Raw genomic sequence first — 21,784 nt, 5'->3', positions numbered from 1 at the left:
GCCGAAGTGCCACCCGTCGCTCCTTCAGGTATCGATCCGCGGGAGCCCTGGTGCGATGATGGGGCCCCGGCCTTCCCAGGGACACCATGATCCCTCACGCGGCCGCATTCTCAGTGTCGGGAGGACAGCTCGTGTTCTGGGTGATCGTGGTGGCGATGGCCGTGGTGGTCGGCGGTGCCGCGTTGGTGGCGCTCGGCGGCGGTGGCTCGTTGCCGGAGGCCGTGCAGGACCGGATCGCCGCCCGGCTGCCGCAGGAGCGGCCGCTGAGCCGGCACGACGTGGACGAGATCAGGCTGCCGATGGCGGTCCGCGGCTACCGGATGGAGGAGGTCGACGACGTCCTGGACCGGCTCGGCGCCGAGCTGGCCTACCGGGACCAGCGGATCTCCGAGTTGGAGGCGGCGGTCGCCGGGCAGGACGGGGAGCAGGCGGGGGAGACGGCGCTGCCGGGCTCCGAGCCGCTGCCGGGTCTGGAGGCCTTCGCAGGCGTGGTCGAGGCCGTCTCGGCCCCGGCCGGCGCTGCGGGCGAGCCGGGTGGCGTGGCCGCTCCCGCCGACCCGCGGGCCGGGGAGAAGTGACCGGCCTTCAGCCCGGCCCCGACGGCCTGCTGCGCTGCCCCTGGGGCAACTCGTCGGACGACTACCGGGAGTACCACGACACCGAGTGGGGCCGCCCGGTGCACGGCGAGGACCCGTTGTTCGAGCGGATCTGTCTGGAAGCCTTCCAGTCCGGGCTGTCCTGGATCACCATCCTGCGCCGCCGGGAGGGCTTCCGGGCGGCCTTCGCGGGCTTCGCGATCGACGAGGTCGCGGAATTCGGCCCGGCCGACGCCGAGCGGTTGCTGCAGGACACCGGCATCATCCGCAACCGGCTGAAGATCGAGGCGGCGATCGCCAACGCCCGCGCCGCGCAGGCGTTGGACGGCGGCCTGGACGCGCTGGTCTGGCAGTTCGCCGGCGACCCGCGGCGCCCGGCGCCCAAGACCCTGGCGGACGTCCCGGCGGTCACCCCGGAGTCCACCGCGCTGGCCAAGGAGCTGAAGCGCAACGGCTTCCGCTTCGTCGGCCCGACCACCGCCTACGCCCTGATGCAGGCCTGCGGCCTGGTCAACGACCATCTGGCGGACTGCCACGCGCGTTGACCGCGCGGCAGCCCGCCGGGTCCTGTCAGGAGGTCAGCGGCCGACGTAGTTCGGCCGCTCCTTGGCGACGAAGGCGCGCACCGCGATCCGGTGGTCCTCGCTGGCGCCGGCCAGGGTCTGCAACTCGTCCTCCTTGTCCAGCGTCTCGCTCAGCGAGTGCGAGGCCCCGAAGTCCAGTGCGGCCTTGATCGCGCCGTAGGCGACGGTCGGACCCTCGGCCAGCTGCCGGGCGAACTCGCGGGCAGTGTCGGCCAGTTCGGCGGACGGGACGACCCGGGTGGCGAGCCCGAGGGCGAGCGCCTCGGCGGCCTTGACGGTCCGCGGGAGCATCAGCAGCTCGGTGGCCCGGGCGTGTCCGACCAACCGGGGCAGCGTCCACGACGCGCCCGAGTCCGCGGTGAGCGCCACGCCCGCGAACGAGGTGTTGAAGCCGGCCGTGTCCGCGACGATCCGGAAGTCGCAGGCGAACGCGAGCGAGGCGCCGGCGCCGGCCGCCACCCCGCCGACCGCGGCCACCGTCGGCTTGCGCATCCCGGTCAGCGCCCGCACCAGCGGGTTGTAGTGCTCGGAGACGGTCTTCAGCGGCGCCTCGCCCGTCTCGTCGGCACGCTTGAGCAGCCCCAGGTGCTCCTTGAGGTCCTGGCCGACGCAGAACGCCCGGTCGCCCGCGCCGGCGAGCAGCACCGCTCGGACGGCCGGGTCGCCGGCGGCCTGGACCACCGCGTCCCGCAGCGCCACCTTGGTGGGCACGTCCAGCGCGTTCATCGCGTCGGCGCGGTTGATGGTGATGACGGCGAGGCCGCCGTCGAGCTCGTACAGCACGGAGTCGGACATCTGGTGGGCTCCCGTTTCGGTCGAGGGTCGGACCCGAGTCAGCATGCCGGAGCGCGGGAGGCTGCGGGAGTGCGAGGTGGCGGGAGTGTGAGGTAGCGCACCTTTGGCCGCGTTGCTCCCCAGGCGCCCCGAAGCGGCCGTACGGCCCCGCGCCACCCGGCCCGGGCAGGCTGGGTGCGGCATCTGATGCCGCTTCGTCCCTCCCGGTGGCGGGGATTCTGAGCGGTAATCAGCCGGTCTGGGAGGGTGTGGCCCGTGGTGCGGAGAGAGTGACGTTGGTCATCGGGGCGATGAATGCGGGATAATGGCTTCCGATCAATGCGTTCGATACCTGCGGTGGACGGACTGCTGGTACGTAGCTGCGCGGTTGCAGGAAGGGGAACGAGCATGGCGGCCATGAAGCCGCGGACGGGTGACGGCCCGCTCGAGGTCACCAAAGAGGGGCGGGGCATCATCATGCGCGTCCCGCTCGAAGGCGGCGGGCGCCTGGTGGTGGAGCTCACTCCGGACGAGGCAAGCGCCCTTGGTGAGGCTCTGAAGCAGGCCTGCGGCTGACTCCCGCGAGGCTTGGCATCTCCTGAGATGCGTGCGGGGCCCGGCTCCGGATCGATGCGACATCGACCGGGACGGGCCCCGTTCCCATGCCCGGGCCGACCGGCGGCCGGCTCAGCGTCGCACCGCGCAGAGCAGCCCGTCGCTGACCGGCAGCAGGGCCGGCAGCAGCAGGTCGCTCTCGCGGACCGCCTGCACCAGCTCGCGCACCGCGCGGGTGCGCGGGTCGTCCAGCGCCGGGTCGGTCAGCCGGCCCTCCTGGAAGACCCCCTCGAAGCAGACCATCCCGCCCGGCCGCAGCAGCCGCAACGATTCTGCAAGATACGCCTGGGATTCGGCGGCGTCGGCATCGCAGAAAACCAGGTCGTACTGGCCGTCGGCGAGCCGGGGCAGCACCTCCAGGGCGCGCCCGGGGATGAATCGCGCCCGATTGGCCGCGAAACCCGCCGCGAGGTACGCCTCGCGCGCGAAGTCCTGCCGGACCGGCTCCGGATCGACGGTGGTCAGGATGCCGTCCGGCCGCATCCCGCGCAGCAGGTAGATCCCGGAGACACCGGTCCCGGTGCCGATCTCCGCCACCGCCTTGGCCCCCAGGGCGGCGGCCAGCAGCCGCAGACAGGCCCCGCCGCTCGGCCCGATGGCCCGCACGCCGGTCCGGGCGGACTGCGCCCGGGCGTAGGTCAGCACGGCGTCCTCGTCGACGTAGGTGTCGGCGAGGGTCGCGGCCGTGGGCCCGAAGTCGATGATGTGGTCCCTCAGGGAGGAGTAGGGGGTTGAGCTGGGCGGTTGTACCCGGCGGGCCCGGTGGTCCCGGTGTACTGCCGAGGGATGTCGATATTTCCAGCCACAGATTACTGGCCGGGCGGGAACCGCGTCCGGTGGCGGGCCGTTCTCCCGGTGAGAGTGGTCGCGGAAGTGGTCGGGGGATGTCGACTGGAGGTCGCGCGCGGTCCGGCCGACAAATGAGCACACTTTTATCCAGAACTGACGGGTGAGGTGGATATGGTGGTGGCCCTGCTGGGCAGAAGAGCCAACCGAGGAGGTGTGGCCGAGGGCGACGTCCCTGTGCGGCGGCATCTCCGCGGCACCTCGTCGGCCCGTACGCCGAAGCCCGTGATGAACCAGTCTGCGCACACCCCCCTGGACCAGTCGTCCGACGGCACCGCCGCCGAGCCCTCGGCCCCCGCCGCGCTGGCGACCTTCGCCGAGGGGCCCGACGCGCAGGGCTGGACGCCCCCCAGCTGGGAGGAGATCGTCGAGGCGCACAGCGCCCGGGTCTACCGCCTGGCCTACCGCCTGACGGGCAATCAGCACGACGCCGAGGATCTCACCCAGGAGGTCTTCGTCCGGGTCTTCCGCTCGCTGTCCACCTACACCCCCGGCACCTTCGAGGGCTGGCTGCACCGGATCACCACCAACCTCTTCCTGGACATGGTCCGGCGCCGGCAGCGGATCCGCTTCGACTCGCTGGCCGACGACGCCGCCGAGCGGCTGCCCAGCCGTGAGCCGAACCCGGCGCAGCACTTCAGCGACACCCACTTCGACGCCGACGTCCAGCAGGCGCTGGACACGCTGGCCCCCGAGTTCCGGGCCGCCGTCGTGCTCTGTGACATCGAGGGCCTCTCCTACGAGGAGATCGCCGCCACCCTGGGCGTCAAGCTCGGCACCGTCCGCAGCCGGATCCACCGCGGCCGCTCGCACCTGCGCGCCGCACTCAAGCACCGTGCCCCCGGCACCGCCCCCGGGCGGATCCGGCGTGGCGGTTCGGAGCAGTTGGAGCCGGTGGCCGCGGTCGCGGTCGTCGGCGAGCCCGGCACCGGCGCGCCGGGTGGGAGCGGACGGAGGCGATCGTGAGCGGCTCGGGCCGGTCAGCTTCCGGGCGCTCCGCGTCCGGGCATCGTTCGGTGTCCCAGCCCCCTGTGGAGCCACTGCCCGCAGGGGACGAGAGCACCTGTCAGGAGGTTCCCGTGCTGCGCCCGATCAGCGTGCGCCAGCCCGAACCGTCGGCAGCCGCCGACGAGCACCATCTCGGCGAGCGGCTCACGGCGTATCTGGACGGCGAACTCGGGCACGACGCTCGCGAGCGGGTCCAGGCGCACCTGGCGACCTGTGCCCAGTGCCTGGCCGAGGCGGACGAGGGCCGCTCGGTCAAGCAGTTGCTCACCGCGACCGAGGTGGTCGGCCCGTCCGCGTTGCTGATGTCCCGCCTGATGGCGGTGGCCGCCCTGCCGGACGGCGAGGTGGACGGCCCGGGTGGCGGTCCCGGCGGCGGCCCGTCGGTGCCCGCGGTCACCCTGGGCGGCAGCCGGCTCACCGGCGGGCTGTTCGGCCGCGGCGCGGGCTCCACGTTCGGCGGCGGCGCCCTGGGGGCGGACACGCCCGTACCGGGAGTCGACCCACGGGCCGGCCGCGGACCGGACACCCGGCTCTGGACGGGCCGTCGCGGCCCCGCCCGCTCGGTCACGGCCCCCAGCAGGCCGCCGGTCGCGCAGCCGATCTCACGGCCCCCCGCACCGCGCGGACGGCGGCTCGTCTTCGCCGCGGCCGGTGCCTTCTCGGTCGCCGCGGTGGCGCTGGGCGGATTCGGCAGCCTGGGCCTGGCCGCCGTCGCCGGTGACACCCCGATCGACGACCCGCACGGCAGCGCAGCGGTCCCCGCGGTGCCGGGCGGTCAGCAGGCGGTTCCGCTGACCACGCCGCAGCTCCCGGTGGACTTCCCGGTCCGTTCGGGCTCGGTGCAGTTGTTCAGCCTGGTGCCGCCCGCGCCGCCGGGCGGTGCGATCAGCCCCGTGCTGAACGGCCACCGGCTGCTCCCGTAGCCCTGCGGTCACCCGTTCGCGGGGCTACGAATCACCCGTACGAGGCGTTGCTTCCCGGCTACCGGCTGGTCTTTACCACGGCTTCATTCCCTGGTGGGCCACAGACTTGCTGGTGGCCATTACGCTGTACGGAACCGGTGTCGCGGGCCGCGCCGGGTCTGTCCTTCAGGATCTGGGAGCTTACGTGTTCTTCGACATAGGCCCACTCGAAATGGTCACCCTGGTCGTGATGGCGATCGTGATCTTCGGGCCGGACAAGCTTCCCAAGCTGATCCAGGACACCATGGGCTTCATCCGCAAGGTGCGCTCGTTCGCGGACAGTGCCAAGGACGACATCCGCAGCGAGCTGGGTCCGAACTTCAAGGACTTCGAGTTCGAGGACCTCAACCCGAAGACCTTCGTGCGCAAGAGCCTGCTCGGCGGCGACGACGACCCGCTGGGCTTCAAGGAGCTCCGCGACACGACGATGGACCTCAAGTCCAGCATGGATCTCAAGTCGGCCCTGGACGACAAGGCCCCGACCGGCACGGTCGCCACGACCAAGACGCCGGCGGCGGCCACCGTCAACATGGTCAAGACGGACACCGGCGAGCCGCTGGCCTCCGGCGAGCGCCCGCCGTACGACCTCGACGCGACCTGACCGGCGTCCTGCGACACCCGACACCCCGCCCGGCGCCTCGCCGGACGGGGTGCCGTCGTCTGCGCGGCTATTGTGCTGACAGCCTCCCGGGCCTGTTTCCCAGGCCCGCACGGGGGTGCCGCAGGGGCGACAGGTGTCTTGAGGAGGCCCGGGATGGACGCGACGAGCAGTGGTGCGGTGGGAGCCGCCACCGCACAGGCGGGGGGCCAGGCGGAGGTGCCGGCCCGGCGGACGGCGCCGCCGGCCGACCCGCTGGCGCCGTACCTGACGGCCGACTTCCCCTGGTACGGCCTGGACGACGGCTGGACGGGCCGTCGCTGGCTGCTCCAGGCCGGTGCGAGCGGCGGCCGGCCCGGAGCGCAGCCGCGCGCCATCGACTACGGCTCGGTGGGCCACGGCGAGGAGCTGCCGATGCAGCACCAGGCCAGGAACGGCGGCCGGTTCGCCGTCGTGGTCACGGTGGCCCGCCGCCCCGGCCGCCGCAGCGCGGACGGCACCGGCATGCTGGAGGCCACCTCGGCCTCCTCGGCCGCCTGGCTGGCCGGCTCCGGCCTGCTCGCGGCCGCCTGGCCGGGGCAGCTGGACCGCGCGCTGCGCCAGGACTGGATGGACCAGCAGAGCGCACTCGCCTGGGACCTCGCGGACGACCTGGACGGTCCCGGCTGGTCGCCGCTCACGCTGCCGGTCAACGGCCTGCCGCAGCCGTTCCGCTACCGCGAGTCCGTGTACGGCTGGGTGCTGGCCGGCGAGGCACCCGGCGTGCTGATCGGCGCCTACGGCCGCAGCGTCAGCGCGTACGGCATCGGCTTCGCCACGATCCCGGACCTGACGGCCTACGCCGGGCGCTGAGCCGCGAAAAGGAGGGGCGCCGTGGGCGCCCCTCCTTCGCGTCGTGCCGGAGTCAGAACTTGTTGCGCGGCGTGAGCCCCAGCGAGAGCCCGGAGAGCCCGCGCTGACGGCCGCCCAGCTTGCCCGCCACCGCGCGCAGCGCGGCTCCGGCGGGGGAGTCCGGCGCGGCCAGCACCACGGGGGTGCCGTCGTCGCCGCCCTCGCGCAGGCGGATGTCGATCGGGATGTTGCCGAGCACCGGCACGTTGGCGCCGGTCGCCCGGGTCAGCGCGTCGGCCACGGTCTGGCCGCCGCCGGTGCCGAACACGTCGACCATCTCGTCGCAGTGCGGGCACGGCATGCCGGACATGTTCTCGATCACGCCGACGATCTTCTGGTGGGTCTGCAGCGCGATCGTGCCGGCCCGCTCGGCCACCTCGGCGGCGGCCATCTGCGGGGTGGTGACGATCAGGATCTCGGCGTTCGGGACCAGCTGGGCGACCGAGATCGCGATGTCGCCGGTGCCCGGCGGCAGGTCGAGCAGCAGCACGTCCAGGTCGCCCCAGTAGACGTCGGCGAGGAACTGCTGGAGCGCGCGGTGCAGCATCGGGCCGCGCCACACCACGGGCGCGTTGCCCGGGGTGAACATGCCGATCGAGATCACCTTCACGCCGTGCGCGGACGGCGGCATGATCATGTCCTGGACCTGGGTGGGCCGGCCCTCGACGCCCAGCATCCGCGGCACGCTGTGGCCGTAGATGTCGGCGTCCACGACCGCGACCTTGAGGCCGTCGGCGGCCATCGCGGCGGCCAGGTTGACGGTGACCGAGGACTTGCCGACGCCGCCCTTGCCGGAGGCGACCGCGTAGACCCGGGTCAGCGTGCCGGGCTTGGCGAACGGGATCTCCCGCTCGGGCGCGCCGCCGCGCAGCAGCGTGGAGAGCTCCTTGCGCTGCTCGTCGCTCATCACGTCGAGTTCGACCTCGACCGCGGTGACACCCGGGATCGCGCCGACCGCGTCCTGCACCCGGCTGGTGATCGTCTCGCGCATCGGGCACCCGGAGACGGTCAGGTAGACCGCGACGTGCACCGCACCGTCGTCGGCGATCCGCACCGATTTCACCATGCCGAGATCGGTGATCGGACGGTTGATCTCCGGGTCCTGCACGGTCGACAGCGCCTGGCGGACGGAATCCTCCGTCACACCGGTCGCGACCTCTGTCTCATTGGCCATGTCTTGATGGTACGGCGCGCCGAGAGGCACGTTGACTGGCCGGTAGCGTGCCGCGGGTCACAACAGCTCGGCCGAGTCCCGGCGTTCGTCGAGTTCCTTGAGCAGGCTGTGCAGGTCGGAGCGGATCCCGGCCAGCTCGCCGGAGATGAAGGCCCTCGTGGCGACCTCGCCGAGCCCGTTGCGCAGGGCGGCGACCTCGCGGGTGAGGTACTCGGTGTCGGCGATGTTGCGGTCGCTGCGGGCCCGGTCCTGCTCCATGTTGACGCGGTCGCGGTCGTCCTGGCGGTTCTGGGCGAGCAGGATCAGCGGCGCGGCGTAGGAGGCCTGCAGCGACAGGACCAGGGTGAGGAAGATGAACGGGTATTCGTCGAAGCGGACCTTGGGCGGCAGCAGGGTGTTCCAGCCGATCCAGATGACCACCACCACCGTCATCCAGACGATGAACCGCCCGGTGCCGAGGAAGCGGGCGATCCGCTCGGAGAACCGGCCGAACGCCTCGGGGTCGTAGGTGGGCAGCGAGAAGAGGCCGGGCCGGGTGGTGCGCGGCTGGTCGAGCCGGGAGCGCACGACGGTGCCGTGCGCCGTCTCGACCCGTACCGTACGGCTGCTGCCCTCCCGCACCCGCAGCTCGCGCAGCTGCCTCAGCTGGCGCAACTCCCCGTGCAGCCGCTGACGTTGACGGGGAGCTTCGTCGCGTCCCTCGCGCCGGCCCTTGCGCTCACCGTCCATGGGTCGCCTCGCTCTCGTATGCGTCGTGCGGGGTGGAGTGAGCCTCGCCGTCGTGCAGGGACGCCTCGCGCCAGTCCTCCGGCAGCAGGTGGTCGAGGACGTCGTCGACGGTGACGGCGCCCAGCAGGTGGTCCGCGTCGTCGACCACGGGGGCGGCCACCATGTTGTAGGTGGCCAGGTAGCTGGTGATCAGCGAGAGCGGGGTGTCCGGCGGCAGCGGGTCCAGGTCGCCGTCGACGATCGAGCCGACCAGGGTGTACGGGGGCTCGCGCAGCAGCCGCTGGAAGTGGATGGTGCCCAGGTACTTGCCGGTCGGGGTCTCGTTCGGGGGGCGGCAGACGTAGACCTGGGCGGCCAGCGCGGGCTTGTGGTCGGAGACCCGGACCCGGGCCAGCGCCTCGGCGACCGTGGCGTTCGGCTCCAGGACGATCGGCTCGGTGGTCATCAGACCGCCCGCGGTGTCCTCCTGGTAGGCGAGCAGCCGGCGCACGGGGGCGGCCTCGTCCGGCTCCATCAGCTGGAGCAGCCGCTCGGCCTCGTCGCCGGGCAGCTCGGAGAGCAGGTCGGCGGCGTCGTCCGGGTCCATCGCCTCCAGGACGTCGGCCGCGCGCTCGTCCTTCAGCTTGCCGATGATCTCGACCTGGTCGTCCTCGGGCAGCTCCTCCAGGACGTCGGCCAGCCGCTCGTCGTCCAGCGCGGCCGCCACCTCGGCGCGGCGCTTGGCGGACAGGTGGTGCATCACGTTGGCCAGGTCGGCGGGGCGCAGCTGGTCGAAGGTGGCCAGCAGGTTGGCGGCGCCCTGGCCCTCCTCGGCCAGCGAGAAGCCGGTCACCGCGGACCAGTCGAGGGTGACCGCCTCGCCCTTGCTCTTGCGCAGCCTGGTCGGCTTGCCGCGCTGGACGAAGACCTTGCTGATCTCCCACTCGCGCAGCCGGGTCTGCACCATGGCGACGTCCAGCACGGTGACCTCGGAGTCGGTGCCGGTCTCGGTGACCCGCCGGTCCAGCAGCTCGGCCAGCACCAGGGTCTCGGCGGCGCGCTGCTCGAAGCGGCGCATGTTGATCACACCGGTGGTGAGCACCTGGCCCGACTCCAGGCTCGTCACCCGGGTCATCGGCAGGAAGATCCGGCGCCGGCCGACCACCTCGACCACCAGTCCGAGCACGCGCGGCGGCCGACCGCCGATCCGCAGCGAGACGACGACGTCGCGGACCCGGCCGACCTGATCGCCGTTCGGGTCGAAGACGGCGATGCCTGCAAGGTGGGAGATAAAGACCCGGGTACCTGCCCCTGCCATGGACTTCCTTCCAGACGTCGTCGCGCTCAGGCTACCGAAGTGCGCAAGGCCGAAGCGCCGCGGCGGGTGGCGCCCCGCCGCCGTACGAAGTGATCCGGTACCCGCCCGCCCGCCGGTCGCGCCCCGTACGCTGTGCGGCATGGACGGTATGACCGCAACTGCTGACGATTTCCTCGACCGGGCGCTGGTCGAGGAGTCCGCCAAGAAGTCCGGCCTGCTCTGGGTCCAGGCCCCCGGGGCGGACCAGAGCCGACCCGTCTGGCACGCCTGGTACGACGGGGCTGTGGTGGTCGTCGGCGACGCCGGAGAGCAGCCGCTGCACGGGCTGGCCGCGGGGGCGCTCGCGGCGGTGACCGTCCGCAGCAAGGACAAGTGGGGCCGGCTGGTGGGCTGGCAGGCCCGGGTGTCCGTGCTGGAGCCCCGCTCGGCCGCCTGGGAGGGCGCCGTCGAGGAGCTGAAGGGCAAGCGGCTGAACGCCCCCGACACCGACACCATCGCGGACCGCTGGGCCGCCGAGTGCCGGGTGCTGCGGCTGGAGCCCGTCGGGGCGCCGACCGAGCAGCCGGGGTCGATGTCGGACGCCTCGCACGCCGCCGAGCCGATGCCGAGCCCGGCCACCACACGTCAGCCGATCCCGGCGGGGTTGCCGAAGTTGGTCCTCGGCAGGCTCCGCCGCAAGAGCTGACGCGCCGGGGTTGCGTCAGACGGGCTGAGCGGGCGGCTGTCCCGCCATGCGGGCGACAGTGCCCATTGGGTGCCATGGGCCTTACCGTGGTACTCCCCTGTCCTGCCCAGCCCCGAGGAGCGCCGTGCCCGACACCGTCGTGCCCGCCGGCACCGGCGCCGCTTCCGCGGCCGCCACCGTCGCCTTCCCCGAGGCCGCCCCGCAGCTGCCGAAGGCGGATCTGCTGCTCCTCGCGGTCTCCATCGGCGGCATCTCGCTCTCCGCTCCGCTGATCACCGCCACGGCGGCGCCGGCGCTGGCCATCGCCCTGTGGCGCAACGTCATGTCGGTCGGCGTGCTGGGTCCCTACGCCCTGCTGCGGCATCGCGCCGAACTGCGCACGATCGGCCGCCGGGCGCTGCTGCTGGCGATCGGCGCGGGCACGCTGCTGGCCCTGCACTTCGCGCTCTGGATGCCGAGCCTGCGGATGACCTCGGTGGCCTCGGCGACCGCGCTGGTCACCACCACACCGCTGTGGACCATCCTGCTGATGCGCCTCTTCGGCCGGCGGGCGCCGCGGGCGGTCTGGATCGGCACCTGCGTGGCCTTCGCCGGCGTGCTGGTGCTCACCGGCGTCGACCTCACGCTCGCGCCGAGGGCGCTGGCCGGCGACGCGCTGGCACTGGGCGCCGGGCTGGCCGCCGCCGGCTACCTGCTGCTCGGTGCCGAGGTCCGCAGGACCGTCAGCACCACCGCGTACACGGTGGTCTGCTACACCACCACCTCCGTCGTGCTGCTGGTGATCTGCCTGGCCACCGGGACCTCGCTGTCCGGTTGGTCCGCCGGAGTATGGGGGCAGATCGCCCTGCTCATGGTGGCCGCCCAGCTGCTCGGCCACTCGTTGAGCAACCGGGTGGTGCGCACCCTGGGCCCGTCCGTCACCTCGACCGCGATCCTGCTGGAGACACCGGGCGCCGCGCTGATCGCCGCCGTCTGGCTGCGCCAGCTGCCGTCGGTCTGGGCGTACCCGGCGCTCGGGCTGATCCTGCTGGGCCTGGTCCTGGTGGCCCGCGGCGGCCGTCGCTGACCGCCCGCCCGGTGGGGCGTCCCGGCCGCTCGCGGCCGCCGGGCCGCCCGGTACGCTCGCGGCATGGCGCACGACTTCCCGCTGTTCGGTGACCCCTCGCAGCCGCACGGTCCCCAGGGCCCGACCTCCCTCGACGTGCTGAGCGCGGTCGAGGCCCGGCTGATCAGCACCTTCGGCGAGCCCAGCGGCCGGGCCGGGGTCACCTTCCTCGGCGCCGAGCGGATCGAGGTGCTGCGGTTCGGACCGGACGCCCAGGGGCTGGTCCGGTACGCGACGCTCGGCATGTCCGCCGCGCCGATGGCCGACCCGACGTCAGCCGTGGTCGACCCGGTGCGCGGCCCGCGCGTCGAGCTGCTGCTCACCGTCCGCGGCGGGCGAGACGACGTGCTCCGCACGCTGGCGACCTTCGCGGCGACCCCGCAGGTCGAGGGCCTGGTGGTGGCGCCGGGGACCTCGCTGGACCTGGGCGCCCCGCTGTGGGAGGGCGCGCCGTTCACCTCGGTGCTGGCCGCCGAGCCCGGCGGGCTGGTCGAGGATCTGGAACTGGAGGAACCGGCCGATCCGGTGCGTTTCCTGCCGCTGCTCCCGATGACCCCGAACGAGGCGGCGCACAAGCGCGTCCAGGGGGCGGGCGCGCTGGAGGAGCGCTGGCTGAAGCACGGAACGGACCTGCGCGACCCGCAGCGCCGCGGCGTCCCGCTGGACTGAACCCGCGCTGCCGGCGCCCGCGCTGCCCGTAGTCGCGCTACTTGTAGTCGTGCACGAAGCCGTACACCCCGCTGGCCACCAGCTGGACGGCGATCGCCGAGAGCAGCAGCCCGGAGAGCCGGGTGATCAGCACCACGCCGCCCTCCTTGATGATCCGGATGATCACCAGCGAGAACCGCATGGTCAGCCACATCACCACGTGCATCACCACGATCGCCGTCCAGACCGCGAACTCCTGCGCCCCGGTGTCGGCCTTCTGCACCGCCAGGATGACCGCGACGATCGCACCCGGCCCGGCCAGCAGCGGTGTGCCGAGCGGCACCAGGGCGACGTTGACGTCCTTGGTCTGGGTGGGTTCCTCGATCTTGCCGGTGAGCAGGTCGAGCGCGATCAGCAGCAGCAGGATGCCACCCGAGACCTGTAGGGCCGGGATGGAGACGTGCAGGTAGTCCAGGATCTGCTGGCCGAAGAGGCCGAAGGTGGTGATCACGCCGAGCGCCACCGCCGCGGCCTGCCAGGCCATCCGGCGCTGCACCTTGTGTGCCCGGCCGGAGGTCAGCGCGAGGAAGATCGGGATGGTGCCCGGCGGATCCATGATCACGAAGAGCGTGACGAAGAGCGACCCGAACGTCGTCGCGTCGAAGAAGCCCATGCGTCGAATTGTCCGGTTAGGACACCTTTGACGCACTCCGGAGCGCACTGATGGGCCGCATGCCGGTCGCCTGCGCCAGCAACTGCTCGTAGACGGCCGGGTCGGTGGTGTGGTCGCCCAGACCGACCGTCTTGCGGGAGCCGTGGTAGTCGCTGGCGCCGGTGGTGAACAGGCCCAACTCCGCTGCCAGGCCGCGCAGATGAGCCTTGGCCTGGTCGTCGTGGTCCATGTGGTCCACCTCCAGGCCGCCGAGGCCGGCCGCCGCCAGGTCGGCGATCACCTGGTCGGAGACGGTACGGCCGCGCTTGACCGCCCCCGGGTGCGCGAAGACCGGCACGCCGCCGGCCGCCCGGACCAGCCGGACCGCCTCGGCCGGGTCGGTCTCGTGCTTGGGCACGTCCGCCCGGCCGCCGTTGGCCAGCCAGTCGGCCGTGAACGCGTCCGAGACGGTGGCCACCACGCCGGCCTCGACCAGCGCGCTGGCGATGTGCGGACGACCCACCGAGCCGCCTCCCGCGATCCGTTCCACCTGCTCCCAGCTGATCGGCGCGCCGAGCTCCCGGCAGCGCTCCACCACGGCCCGGCCGCGCCGGAAGCGGTCGGTGCGCACCAGCTCGCGCTCGGCGGCGAAGGCCGGCTCGGCCGGATCGAAGAGGTAGGCCAGCAGGTGCATGCTGATGCCCTCGACCCGGCAGGACAGTTCGGCGCCGGGCAGCAGGGTGAGCGAGCTGCCCTCGGGCAGATCGCGGACGGCGGCCGCTGCTTCGGCGTGGCCCGCGACGGTGTCGTGGTCGGTCAGCGCGACGACGTCGAGCCCGGCCGCGACCGCCGCCGCCACCAGCTCGGCCGGGCTGTCGGTGCCGTCGGATGCGTTGCTGTGGGCGTGCAGGTCGATGCGCACGGTGCTGGACTCCTGGCTCCTGGACGGGCGTCGGGCAGGAGCCCAGGATAGTCAGCCCAGCAGACGCGGGGAGAGGGCCCCGCAGGGCAGCAGCTCCAGCTCGGCGCCGGCGTCCCGCAGGTCGGTGAGGACCAGCTCGTCGTACATCAGCAGCGCGGACTGCTCGGGCCAGGCGATCGCCCAGAGCCAGAGGCCCAGTGCCTCGCCGACGAAGACCGCACGGTCGTCCGGGGCGCTGGCGACGTGCCACATCGCGGTCGGGCGGCCGGCGGCCAGCAGCTTGGTGTCGGCGGGCTTGTGCAGTGAGATCGCATCGCCGGGGTCGGGGCCGGGAAGGCCCGCGTACCGCGCGCCCAGGCCCACGCCGAGCTCCTCGGCGACCAGGATCAGCTCCCCGAAGCCGCCCAGCGGCGCCGGGCCCGAGCAGGCCACCGCGGTGGCACGGGCACCCGAGACGTCGTCGCCCACGTGCGCGATCCCGGTGTAGAGCCAGCTGACCGGCAGCGGCCAGGGGAGCCAGACCGGCACCTGGGAGCGGGCGACCGCGACGGCCAGCGCCTCGACGCTCGGCGGCAGCACCGGCTGCATCGGATGGACGGCCCCGTGCCGATCGCACTGCCAGGTGTCGGAGAAGAGACCGGGGGCACGCACCCGACCGGCGCACCTCGGACAACTTGGCTCGCCCCTCATAGCCGACAACGCTCCTCCCTCCGGAGCGCCGCGTCAAGGACGATCACCCGTTCGGAGTGCGTCGGGTGCCGCCGGCAGGGCCGGGCGGCGGCGGTGGCCCCGGCTAGGGGATGTCCCGCCCGGGTCGACGGCAAACGTCGGCGGGGGCGCGCCGGACATGCCGACGCCCCGTCGCCGAAGGGTCGGCGACGGGGCGTCAGGTGCCGCCGCGGTGGTCGCGGCGGCCGCAGTGCGCGGCCCGGCGGGCCGTCAGGCGGTGGGACACGGGCGGATGTAGAGGCGCTCGCCGGTGCGGGCGGCGGCCTCCACGAGTGCGCGGACGGTCTCCGCGTCGGCGATCAGCCGGCCGTTCGCGGAGTCCTGGTGGTGGTCCAGTCGGTGGATCTCGAAACGCATGGGCGTCTCCCTTCCTGGCCTCAGACGCTGCTGAGGCTGTGGGGTGCTGCTCGTCTGTACCGGTCCCGGTACGGCTGTCTGTGTCACGGTTCCCCCCTGCGGCCGAGGCGCGGGGCCACGGGCCCTCGATCACCAGCGTGGCGCCGGGCTGATTCCCTGCGGTTGCCCGCCCGTGAAGTCCTGGTTTCCTTGGCGCTCTCGGGGTTGAACCGCGCTCGTGGGGTCGTTCATTCCCGGTCTGAATCAAATATTACCCGAGCTAACGATTTTTTGCCCGGATGTCGCCCGGGCGTCCTCGGGAGTTCTGCCGCGAGAGCGGAGCGGGGAGCGGGTGGGGGGAGCCGGTCAGCCGGCCGCGACCGACGACCAGAACGCGACCAGGGCGGCGGCCGTCGCGGCGGGCTCCTCGGCGTTGGGGGAGTGGCCGGCGCCGTCCACCCTGAGGTAGCGGGCGCCCAGCCGCTCGGCGGTGGCGGCCTGCTCCTCGACCGGCCAGGCGTAGTCCCGCACCCCGGAGACGGCGAGCATCGGCAGCGCCGTCGCGGCCAGCTGGTCGGTCCGGTCGGGCTCACCGAGCAGCCGCTCACCCATCGCGATCAGCGCCGCGGGGACATTGGCCAGCCAGCGCCGGTGCAGGAACTCGGCGACCTCCGGGGCGAGCGCCTCGGCCGGGGCGTCGTCCTCCTCGGCCATGGCCTGCATGACCTCCCAGATCGACTGCATGTCCATCGAGCCGAGGGCGTCCATCAGCAGCTTCGTCTTGGCGGCCTCGGCGGGATCGATCGGGCCGGGACCGGTGGAGAGCAGGGTGAGCGAGACCCACGGCAGCGCGGGTCGGGCGGCGAGAACCGCCTCGCGGGCCACGAAACCCCCGAAGGAGTGCCCCAGCAGATGCACCGGGGTGCCGTCGCCGCCCAGCGTCCGGGTGAGCTCCAGGACGTCCCGGCCGAGCTCCGGGAGCGCGTACGGGGCGGGGTCTGCCGGGCCGCCGCTCTCGTACTGGCCGCGCTGGTCAACGGCGACCACCCGGTAGCCGGCGGCGGCCAGCGGCTCCAGCAGGGCGATGAAGTCCTCCTTGCTGCCGGTGAAGCCGGGCACCAGCAGCGCGACGCCGAGCGCCGGACCGGCCGGCTCGGCGACCAGCGCGGCGAACTCGCCGCGCGCGGTGGTCAGCCGCTCGGCGCGGGCACAGCCGGGGAGGGTGAGAAAGCGGGGCGTGCTCATCGGGGGGAACTCCTCCGGGTGCTGGGACGGGACCGCCTCCGAGCCTAGAGGTCCGGTGGGCGGCGGACCGCTGTAGGTGGGGGCGACATGCCCGAGGGCCGGCCCGACGCTGCTGCGTCGGGCCGGCCCTCGGGGCGGTGCGTCGGGCTGTCAGCCGATCGCCGGGGCTTCCTCGACCGTGGTGGCCGGGCGACGGGCGCGGGTGCGGCGGCGCGGGGCCTCGACACCCTCGGCCTCGGTGGCGGGCGCCTCGGCGGGCGTCTCGACCGGGGCCTTGGCGGCGGTCTTCTTGGCGGCGGTCTTGCGGACCCGCGGTGCCTTGGCGGGAGCCGCCTCGGCGACCTCGGCGGCCGGTGCGTCGGCCGGTGCCTCGGTGGTGGTGACCGCGGCGGCGGCCTTCTTGGTGGTCCGCTTGGCGGCGGTCTTGCGGGGCTTGGTGGCGGCCGGGGCAGCCTCGACGGCCTCGACGACGGCCGGCGCGGCGACCTCGGCGGCCGGTGCGTCGGCCGGTGCCTCGGTGGTGGCGACTGCGGCGGCGGCCTTCTTGGTGGTCCGCTTGGCGGCGGTCTTGCGGGGCTTGGTGGCGGCCGGGGCAGCCTCGACGGCCTCGACGACGACCGGCGCGACCACGACCGGCTCAACCACGACCGGTGCGATGACCTCGACGGCCGGCGCCTCGACGGCCGGTGCCTTGGCGACCCGCGCCTTGGCCGCCGGAGCCTTGGTCACCGGAGCCTTGGCCACCGGGGTCTTGGCAGCGGGCGCCTTGGCGGCCGGGACGTAGGCGGCCGTGATGTCCGGGATCTTGCGGGGCTCACGCTGCACGGGCTTGCGCTGCGTGGTCACCGGGCCGTTCGAGGTCGGCTTGGTGGCCTGGGCGGGCACCACGACCACCGGCGGCAGCTCGGCGACGACCGGAGCGGCGGCAGCCGCCTCGACCACCGCCGGAGCGGTGTTCTCGACCGGGCTCGCCACGACTGCGGCGCCCTCGCCACCCGCACCGCCGCTGCGCGGCCGACGACGGCGACGGCGCGGTGCGCTCTCGCCCTCGCCACCCGCCGGAGCGTCGGTCACGGCGCTGACGGGCGCGCCCGTCTGGACCGCCACCGCAGCGTCCGCCCCGTTCGCGCCGCCGCGGGTACGGCGACGGGAGCGCGGCTCGCGCGGTGCGCGCTCCTCGACGACCGTCTCGACCGCCTCGGCGGCCGGAGCGCCGCGTCGGCCGGCGGGGCGCTCGGCCCCGGCCCGCCCGCCGCGCGCACGGTCACTGCCGCGCTCGCCGCCCCGCTCGGCGCCGCGTGCGCCGGAGCGCGAGCCACGTCCGCCGGTCTCGCCGAGGTCCTCGACCGCCTCCGCGCCGAGGCCGGCCCGGGTGCGCTCGGAGCGCGGCAGCACGCCGGTCGTCCCGGGCGCGATGTTCAGCAGCTCGTAGAGGTGCGGGGAGGTCGAGTAGGTCTCCTCCGGCTCGCCGAAACCGAGCTCCAGCGCCTTGTTGATCAGGGCCCAGCGCGGGATGTCGTCCCAGTCCACCAGCGTCACGGCGGTGCCGGACGCGCCGGCCCGGCCGGTGCGGCCGATCCGGTGGAGGTAGGTCTTCTCGTCCTCGGGGCACTGGTAGTTCATGACGTGCGTGACGCCCTCGACGTCGATGCCACGGGCTGCCACGTCGGTGCAGACCAGCACGTCGACCTTGCCGGCCCGGAAGGCCCGCAGGGCCTGCTCGCGGGCGCCCTGACCGAGGTCGCCGTGCACCGCGCCGGCCGCGAAGCCGCGCTGGGTGAGCTGGTCGGAGACGTCGGCGGCGGTGCGCTTGGTGCGGCAGAAGATCATCGCCAGGCCGCGGCCCTCGGACTGCAGGATCCGCGAGACCATCTCCACCTTGTCGAGCGAGTGCGCCCGGAAGATGTGCTGCTTGACCGAGGCCACGGTGTGGCCGGTGTCGTCCGGCGCGGCGGCCCGGATGTGGGTCGGCTGGCTCATGTAACGGCGGGCGAGGCTGATCACCTGGCCCGGCATGGTGGCCGAGAAGAGCAGGGTCTGCCGCTTGGCGGGCAGCATGGTGAGGATCTTCTCGACGTCGGGCAGGAAGCCCAGGTCGAGCATCTCGTCGGCCTCGTCGAGCACCAGGGCCTTGACCCGGGACAGGTCGAGCTTCTTCTGCCCGGCCAGGTCGAGCAGGCGGCCGGGGGTGCCGACGACGATGTCGACGCCCTTCTTCAGCGCCTCGACCTGCGGCTCGTAGGCACGGCCGCCGTAGATGGCCAGGACCCGCACGTTGCGGACCTTGCCCGCGGTCTGCAGGTCGTTGGTGACCTGGGTGCAGAGCTCGCGGGTGGGGACGACGATCAGGGCCTGCGGGCTCTCGGAGAGCTGCGCCTCGGTGGCCCGGCCGGCGTCGATGTCGGCGCGCACGACGACGCGCTCGATCAGCGGGAGGCCGAAGCCGAGGGTCTTGCCGGTGCCGGTCTTCGCCTGGCCGATGACGTCGTGCCCGGTCATCGCGACCGGGAGGGTCATCTCCTGGATCGGGAACGGGTGGATGATGCCGACCGCTTCCAGTGCCTCGGCGGTCTCCGGGAGGATGCCGAGTTCGCGGAAGGTGGTCTTCGTCGGTTCAGTCGTGGTGGACAGGGTGCTGCCTCTTCCATATGGGCGGGCCGAGAGCGAGAGGACGGCGGGCAGCCTCGCGGCCGCGCCCGGACCGGATCGGTCCTGTCGACAGCTGCGTGGTCGTGCACGACCGCGCCGGTCCCTGCGGCGTCCGGGAGGGCCGGCCCGGCTGGGCGGCGTCGTCCCGTGGCGTGGGGGAGATGTCCCGTGAGGGGTTCGGCGCGGGACCGGCGCCATGGGGCGCGGTCCGCGGCGGCCCTCGCTCGGCCACTGATGCGGTGCCTGGCTTGAGGTCCAAGCCAAGGTCGGAGCCGATCGGCTCTCCGACCGGGCATCCGCGTACTGAGCGCCCGTGTTTCGTGCCGGAATCGTCCGGACGAACCGAACCCGCGCGGTCTGCGAACCGTGCGGGCACTACGGGCCTCTGTACCACTGTACAGTCAGCCGACCACTCGAACACGTGACGCGTCTGACTCCGTCCCCGGCCCCCGCCGCGGCTCGGTCCGCTGGGCGGCGGCGACGCGGTCTAGAGTGACGCTTCATGGAGACTCATGGCGACGCCGGCGAGGTCGGCGAGGTCGATGCGATCGGCTCGATCGGCGACTGGACGACCTGCTCGGCCGACCCGGACTACCGGGCCGCGGTGCTGGACCTGCTCGGAGCCCTCGCGTACGGCGAGCTCAGCGCGTTCGAGCGGCTGGCCGACGACGCCAAGTTCGCCCCGGGCCTGGCCGACAAGGCCGCGCTGGCCCGGATGGCCTCCGCCGAGTTCCAGCACTACCAGCTGCTGCACGACCGGCTGGCCGAGATCGGCGCCGACCCGACCGAGTCGATGACCCCGTTCGTCGAGCCGCTGGAGTTCTTCCACCGGATGACCGCGCCGTCCGACTGGCTGGAGGGCCTGGTCAAGGCGTACGTCGGCGACTCGATCGCCACGGACTTCTACCGCGAGGTGGCGGTCCGGCTCGACGACGACACCCGGGACCTGGTGCTGCGGGTGATGAGCGACACCGGCCACGCGCAGTTCGCGGTGGACAAAGTCCGTCAGGCGATCGAGGAGAACCCCCGGGTGGGCGGCCGGCTCGCGCTCTGGGGACGACGGCTGATGGGCGAGGCGCTCAGCCAGGCCCAGCGGGTGGTCGCCGAGCGGGACGCGCTGTCCAACCTGCTGGTCGGCGGCGCCGAGGTGCGCGGCTTCGACCTGGTCGAGGTCGGCAAGATGTTCAACCGGATCACCGAGGCGCACACCCGCCGGATGGCCGCGCTCGGCCTGGCCTCCTGAGGCCTGTTCGCGCGCCGGGTCAGGCGGAGCGGTGGCGGCGGTGGCTGCCGTGCCGGGCCGCCTGGTCCGGCCGGGCCAGCACCGAGACCAGCAGGCCGGTGCACAGGACGGTCAGCACGACGCAGACCACCGGCGTCACGGTGTTCAGCGCGTACCGCGTGATCAGGCCGCTGAGCTGGGCCGACACCAGTGCTGTACCGACGGTGAGGCCGCGCGCCATCGGGTAGTACTCGGGCAGCACGGCGAGCACGCCGAAACCGACGAGCAGACCGATCAGGACGAAGACGATCGCTGCGACGGGCAAGGGCACGGCCGGCCTCCCTGGGTGGGTCCACGCGTGATCCGCTGTGGCAGCTCCATACCCGCAGGGTCCCGGCTCTACGCCTGGACAGGGCGATGCCCACCGCTCCCGGGGGAACGGTGGGCATCGCTCGGGCCTGCCGGCGCCATCCGTCAGATGGTGCCGAAGCCGACCTTGCGCTGGCTCGGCTCGCCGATCTCCACATACGCCAGGCGCTCGGCCGGGACGATGACGCGGCGGCCGTGCTCGTCGGTCAGCGCGAAGAGCTTCGAGGTGCCCTCCAGTGCCTTGGCGACCGCGCTCTCGACCTCATCGGCAGTCTGCGGGCTCTCGAGAACGATCTCTCGAGGCGCGTTCTGCACGCCGATCTTGACCTCCACGGCTTCCGTCCCTCCGGGTTGCAGCTCTCCGTGTGCGGTACCGGCCCCATCTGGGAACAGATGTTCGCGGCTACCGCACCGTACGGCTTCACCATAGAGCAACGACCCGTGTGCGCGGCGGATCAGTCGGTGGGCGAGGCCTGGTCCTGGTCGTTCTCCTGCCCCTGGGTCTCCTGACCCGGGTGCATCGGGAAGCCCTTGAGGCCGCGCCAGGCAAGGCTGGCGACCAGTCGGACGGCCTCGTCGCGCGGGATGTCGCTGGCCTGCGAGAGCCAGTACCGGGCGGTGATCTGGGCCAGTCCGCAGACGCCCGCCGCGAGCAGCTTGGCCTCCGCCTCCGGCAGATCGGTGTCCTCCGCGATCACCTTGCTGACCAGGGTGGCGCTCAGGTCGGCGGCCCGCTCCACACGTTCCCGCACGGCGGGCTCGTTGGTCAGGTCGGACTCGAACACCAGCCGGAACGCGCCGGACTCACCGGTGACGTACCGGAAGTACGCCTCCATGGTGGCGGCCACGCGCTGCTTGTTGTCCACCGTGGCGTCCAGCGCGGCCCGGGTGGCCTCGACCAGGGCGTCGCAGTGCTTGTCCAGCAGTGCGAGGTACAGCTCCAGCTTCCCGGGGAAGTGCTGGTACAGCACCGGCTTGCTGACGCCGGCGCGCTCGGCGATGTCGTCCATCGCCGCAGCGTGGTAACCCTGGGCGACGAATACCTCTTGCGCGGCGCCGAGCAGCTGCTCACGGCGGGCGCTTCGCGGCAGACGGGCGCCGCGTGGGCGGTCCTGCGCCTCCTGGATGGCCGTCACGGCGCTCCTCAC

The 21,784-nt window shown here is 73.2% G+C and carries 25 protein-coding genes; 11 read left to right on the top strand and 14 right to left on the bottom strand.

Annotation, left to right across the window (positions count from 1 at the left end):
- Positions 1-131 precede the first annotated feature (131 nt).
- Both BS80_RS42805 and BS80_RS42800 read left to right on the top strand, forming a co-directional pair.
- Positions 132-578 carry a DivIVA domain-containing protein gene (locus tag BS80_RS42805; RefSeq protein ID WP_063771996.1) on the top strand — a complete coding sequence of 149 codons (447 nt, stop codon included), beginning with the start codon at positions 132-134 and terminating at the stop codon, positions 576-578.
- Entirely contained in the window at positions 575-1,141 is a 567-nt protein-coding gene (locus BS80_RS42800) for a DNA-3-methyladenine glycosylase I (protein ID WP_035798236.1), read from the top strand. The genes BS80_RS42805 and BS80_RS42800 overlap by 4 nt, the downstream gene beginning before the upstream one ends.
- Positions 1,142-1,174: 33 nt before the next feature.
- Here BS80_RS42800 and BS80_RS16665 read toward each other — a convergent pair whose 3' ends face one another.
- Positions 1,175-1,975: an enoyl-CoA hydratase-related protein gene (locus tag BS80_RS16665; RefSeq protein ID WP_035798234.1), complete on the bottom strand. Its 801-nt coding sequence runs from the start codon at positions 1,973-1,975 to the stop codon at positions 1,175-1,177.
- Positions 1,976-2,362: 387 nt separating this feature from the next.
- Between BS80_RS16665 and BS80_RS39415 the strand changes: the two genes are divergently transcribed.
- The gene (locus tag BS80_RS39415) at positions 2,363-2,530 is read left to right on the top strand and encodes a DUF3117 domain-containing protein (RefSeq protein WP_083976644.1); all 168 of its coding nucleotides are present in this window, start codon (positions 2,363-2,365) and stop codon (positions 2,528-2,530) included.
- Positions 2,531-2,641: 111 nt separating this feature from the next.
- Here BS80_RS39415 and BS80_RS16660 read toward each other — a convergent pair whose 3' ends face one another.
- Positions 2,642-3,286, bottom strand: coding sequence for an O-methyltransferase (locus tag BS80_RS16660; protein WP_035801512.1), 645 nt, complete (start codon positions 3,284-3,286; stop codon positions 2,642-2,644).
- Positions 3,287-3,643: 357 nt separating this feature from the next.
- Here BS80_RS16660 and sigE point away from each other — a divergent pair, with 357 nt between their 5' ends.
- The 4 genes from sigE (at position 3,644) to BS80_RS16640 (ending at position 6,835) form a co-directional block, all read left to right on the top strand.
- Positions 3,644-4,381: an RNA polymerase sigma factor SigE gene (sigE, locus tag BS80_RS16655; RefSeq protein WP_051967122.1), complete on the top strand. Its 738-nt coding sequence runs from the start codon at positions 3,644-3,646 to the stop codon at positions 4,379-4,381.
- Positions 4,382-4,494: 113 nt separating this feature from the next.
- A complete protein-coding gene (locus BS80_RS16650) occupies positions 4,495-5,346 on the top strand; it encodes a zf-HC2 domain-containing protein (RefSeq protein WP_051966696.1) in 852 nt (283 codons plus the stop codon).
- Between the two features lie 184 nt (positions 5,347-5,530).
- Positions 5,531-5,986, top strand: coding sequence for a sec-independent translocase (locus BS80_RS16645; RefSeq protein WP_035798233.1), 456 nt, complete (start codon positions 5,531-5,533; stop codon positions 5,984-5,986).
- 153 nt (positions 5,987-6,139) lie between these two features.
- Complete coding sequence (locus BS80_RS16640) at positions 6,140-6,835, top strand: hypothetical protein (protein ID WP_035798231.1); 696 nt, start codon at positions 6,140-6,142, stop codon at positions 6,833-6,835.
- Between the two features lie 52 nt (positions 6,836-6,887).
- Here the strand turns inward: BS80_RS16640 and BS80_RS16635 are convergent, their stop codons facing one another.
- The 3 genes from BS80_RS16635 to BS80_RS16625 are packed head-to-tail and all read right to left on the bottom strand — an operon-like array spanning position 6,888 to position 10,074.
- Positions 6,888-8,048: an Mrp/NBP35 family ATP-binding protein gene (locus BS80_RS16635; RefSeq protein ID WP_035798229.1), complete on the bottom strand. Its 1,161-nt coding sequence runs from the start codon at positions 8,046-8,048 to the stop codon at positions 6,888-6,890.
- A 57-nt stretch (positions 8,049-8,105) separates the two neighbouring features.
- Positions 8,106-8,777 (bottom strand): DUF1003 domain-containing protein, encoded by a 672-nt coding sequence (locus BS80_RS16630; protein ID WP_035798227.1) that lies wholly within the window; start codon positions 8,775-8,777, stop codon positions 8,106-8,108.
- Positions 8,767-10,074, bottom strand: coding sequence for a magnesium transporter MgtE N-terminal domain-containing protein (locus BS80_RS16625; RefSeq protein WP_035798225.1), 1,308 nt, complete (start codon positions 10,072-10,074; stop codon positions 8,767-8,769). The genes BS80_RS16630 and BS80_RS16625 overlap by 11 nt, the downstream gene beginning before the upstream one ends.
- Before the next feature lie 148 nt (positions 10,075-10,222).
- Here BS80_RS16625 and BS80_RS16620 point away from each other — a divergent pair, with 148 nt between their 5' ends.
- From BS80_RS16620 to BS80_RS16610, 3 genes are all read left to right on the top strand, one after another.
- Positions 10,223-10,759 (top strand): hypothetical protein, encoded by a 537-nt coding sequence (locus BS80_RS16620; RefSeq protein ID WP_035798223.1) that lies wholly within the window; start codon positions 10,223-10,225, stop codon positions 10,757-10,759.
- 124 nt (positions 10,760-10,883) lie between these two features.
- Positions 10,884-11,825 (top strand): DMT family transporter, encoded by a 942-nt coding sequence (locus tag BS80_RS16615; RefSeq protein WP_408607383.1) that lies wholly within the window; start codon positions 10,884-10,886, stop codon positions 11,823-11,825.
- A 63-nt stretch (positions 11,826-11,888) separates the two neighbouring features.
- A complete protein-coding gene (locus tag BS80_RS16610; protein WP_083974796.1) occupies positions 11,889-12,533 on the top strand; it encodes a suppressor of fused domain protein in 645 nt (214 codons plus the stop codon).
- A gap of 37 nt (positions 12,534-12,570) precedes the next feature.
- Here the strand turns inward: BS80_RS16610 and BS80_RS16605 are convergent, their stop codons facing one another.
- The 6 genes from BS80_RS16605 to BS80_RS16585 form a co-directional block, all read right to left on the bottom strand.
- Entirely contained in the window at positions 12,571-13,185 is a 615-nt protein-coding gene (locus BS80_RS16605) for a MarC family protein (protein WP_035798221.1), read from the bottom strand.
- 16 nt (positions 13,186-13,201) lie between these two features.
- Complete coding sequence (locus BS80_RS16600; RefSeq protein WP_035798218.1) at positions 13,202-14,086, bottom strand: PHP domain-containing protein; 885 nt, start codon at positions 14,084-14,086, stop codon at positions 13,202-13,204.
- A 51-nt stretch (positions 14,087-14,137) separates the two neighbouring features.
- Complete coding sequence (locus tag BS80_RS16595) at positions 14,138-14,776, bottom strand: DUF6758 family protein (protein ID WP_035798216.1); 639 nt, start codon at positions 14,774-14,776, stop codon at positions 14,138-14,140.
- A 249-nt stretch (positions 14,777-15,025) separates the two neighbouring features.
- Positions 15,026-15,172, bottom strand: coding sequence for a hypothetical protein (locus BS80_RS41880; RefSeq protein ID WP_198045545.1), 147 nt, complete (start codon positions 15,170-15,172; stop codon positions 15,026-15,028).
- A gap of 345 nt (positions 15,173-15,517) precedes the next feature.
- Positions 15,518-16,396 (bottom strand): alpha/beta fold hydrolase, encoded by an 879-nt coding sequence (locus BS80_RS16590; protein WP_035798214.1) that lies wholly within the window; start codon positions 16,394-16,396, stop codon positions 15,518-15,520.
- Between the two features lie 150 nt (positions 16,397-16,546).
- The gene (locus tag BS80_RS16585) at positions 16,547-18,913 is read right to left on the bottom strand and encodes a DEAD/DEAH box helicase (RefSeq protein WP_035798213.1); all 2,367 of its coding nucleotides are present in this window, start codon (positions 18,911-18,913) and stop codon (positions 16,547-16,549) included.
- 634 nt (positions 18,914-19,547) lie between these two features.
- Between BS80_RS16585 and BS80_RS16580 the strand changes: the two genes are divergently transcribed.
- Positions 19,548-20,288, top strand: a complete 741-nt coding sequence (locus BS80_RS16580) for a ferritin-like fold-containing protein (protein ID WP_035798211.1) — start codon at positions 19,548-19,550, stop codon at positions 20,286-20,288.
- Positions 20,289-20,307: 19 nt separating this feature from the next.
- On the opposite strand, the gene BS80_RS16575 is transcribed toward BS80_RS16580, so the two are convergent.
- From BS80_RS16575 to BS80_RS16565, 3 genes are all read right to left on the bottom strand, one after another.
- A complete protein-coding gene (locus BS80_RS16575) occupies positions 20,308-20,598 on the bottom strand; it encodes a hypothetical protein (RefSeq protein WP_035798209.1) in 291 nt (96 codons plus the stop codon).
- Between the two features lie 143 nt (positions 20,599-20,741).
- A complete protein-coding gene (locus BS80_RS16570) occupies positions 20,742-20,969 on the bottom strand; it encodes a DUF3107 domain-containing protein (RefSeq protein WP_035798207.1) in 228 nt (75 codons plus the stop codon).
- A gap of 122 nt (positions 20,970-21,091) precedes the next feature.
- On the bottom strand, positions 21,092-21,772 hold the full coding sequence (locus BS80_RS16565; protein WP_051966695.1) for a TetR/AcrR family transcriptional regulator: 681 nt from the start codon (positions 21,770-21,772) through the stop codon (positions 21,092-21,094).
- Between the last annotated feature and the right edge of the window lie 12 nt (positions 21,773-21,784).

This window comes from Kitasatospora mediocidica KCTC 9733 (assembly GCF_000744225.1).
GTDB lineage: Bacteria > Actinomycetota > Actinomycetes > Streptomycetales > Streptomycetaceae > Kitasatospora > Kitasatospora mediocidica.
This window is presented reverse-complemented; position numbering and strand designations above follow the sequence as displayed.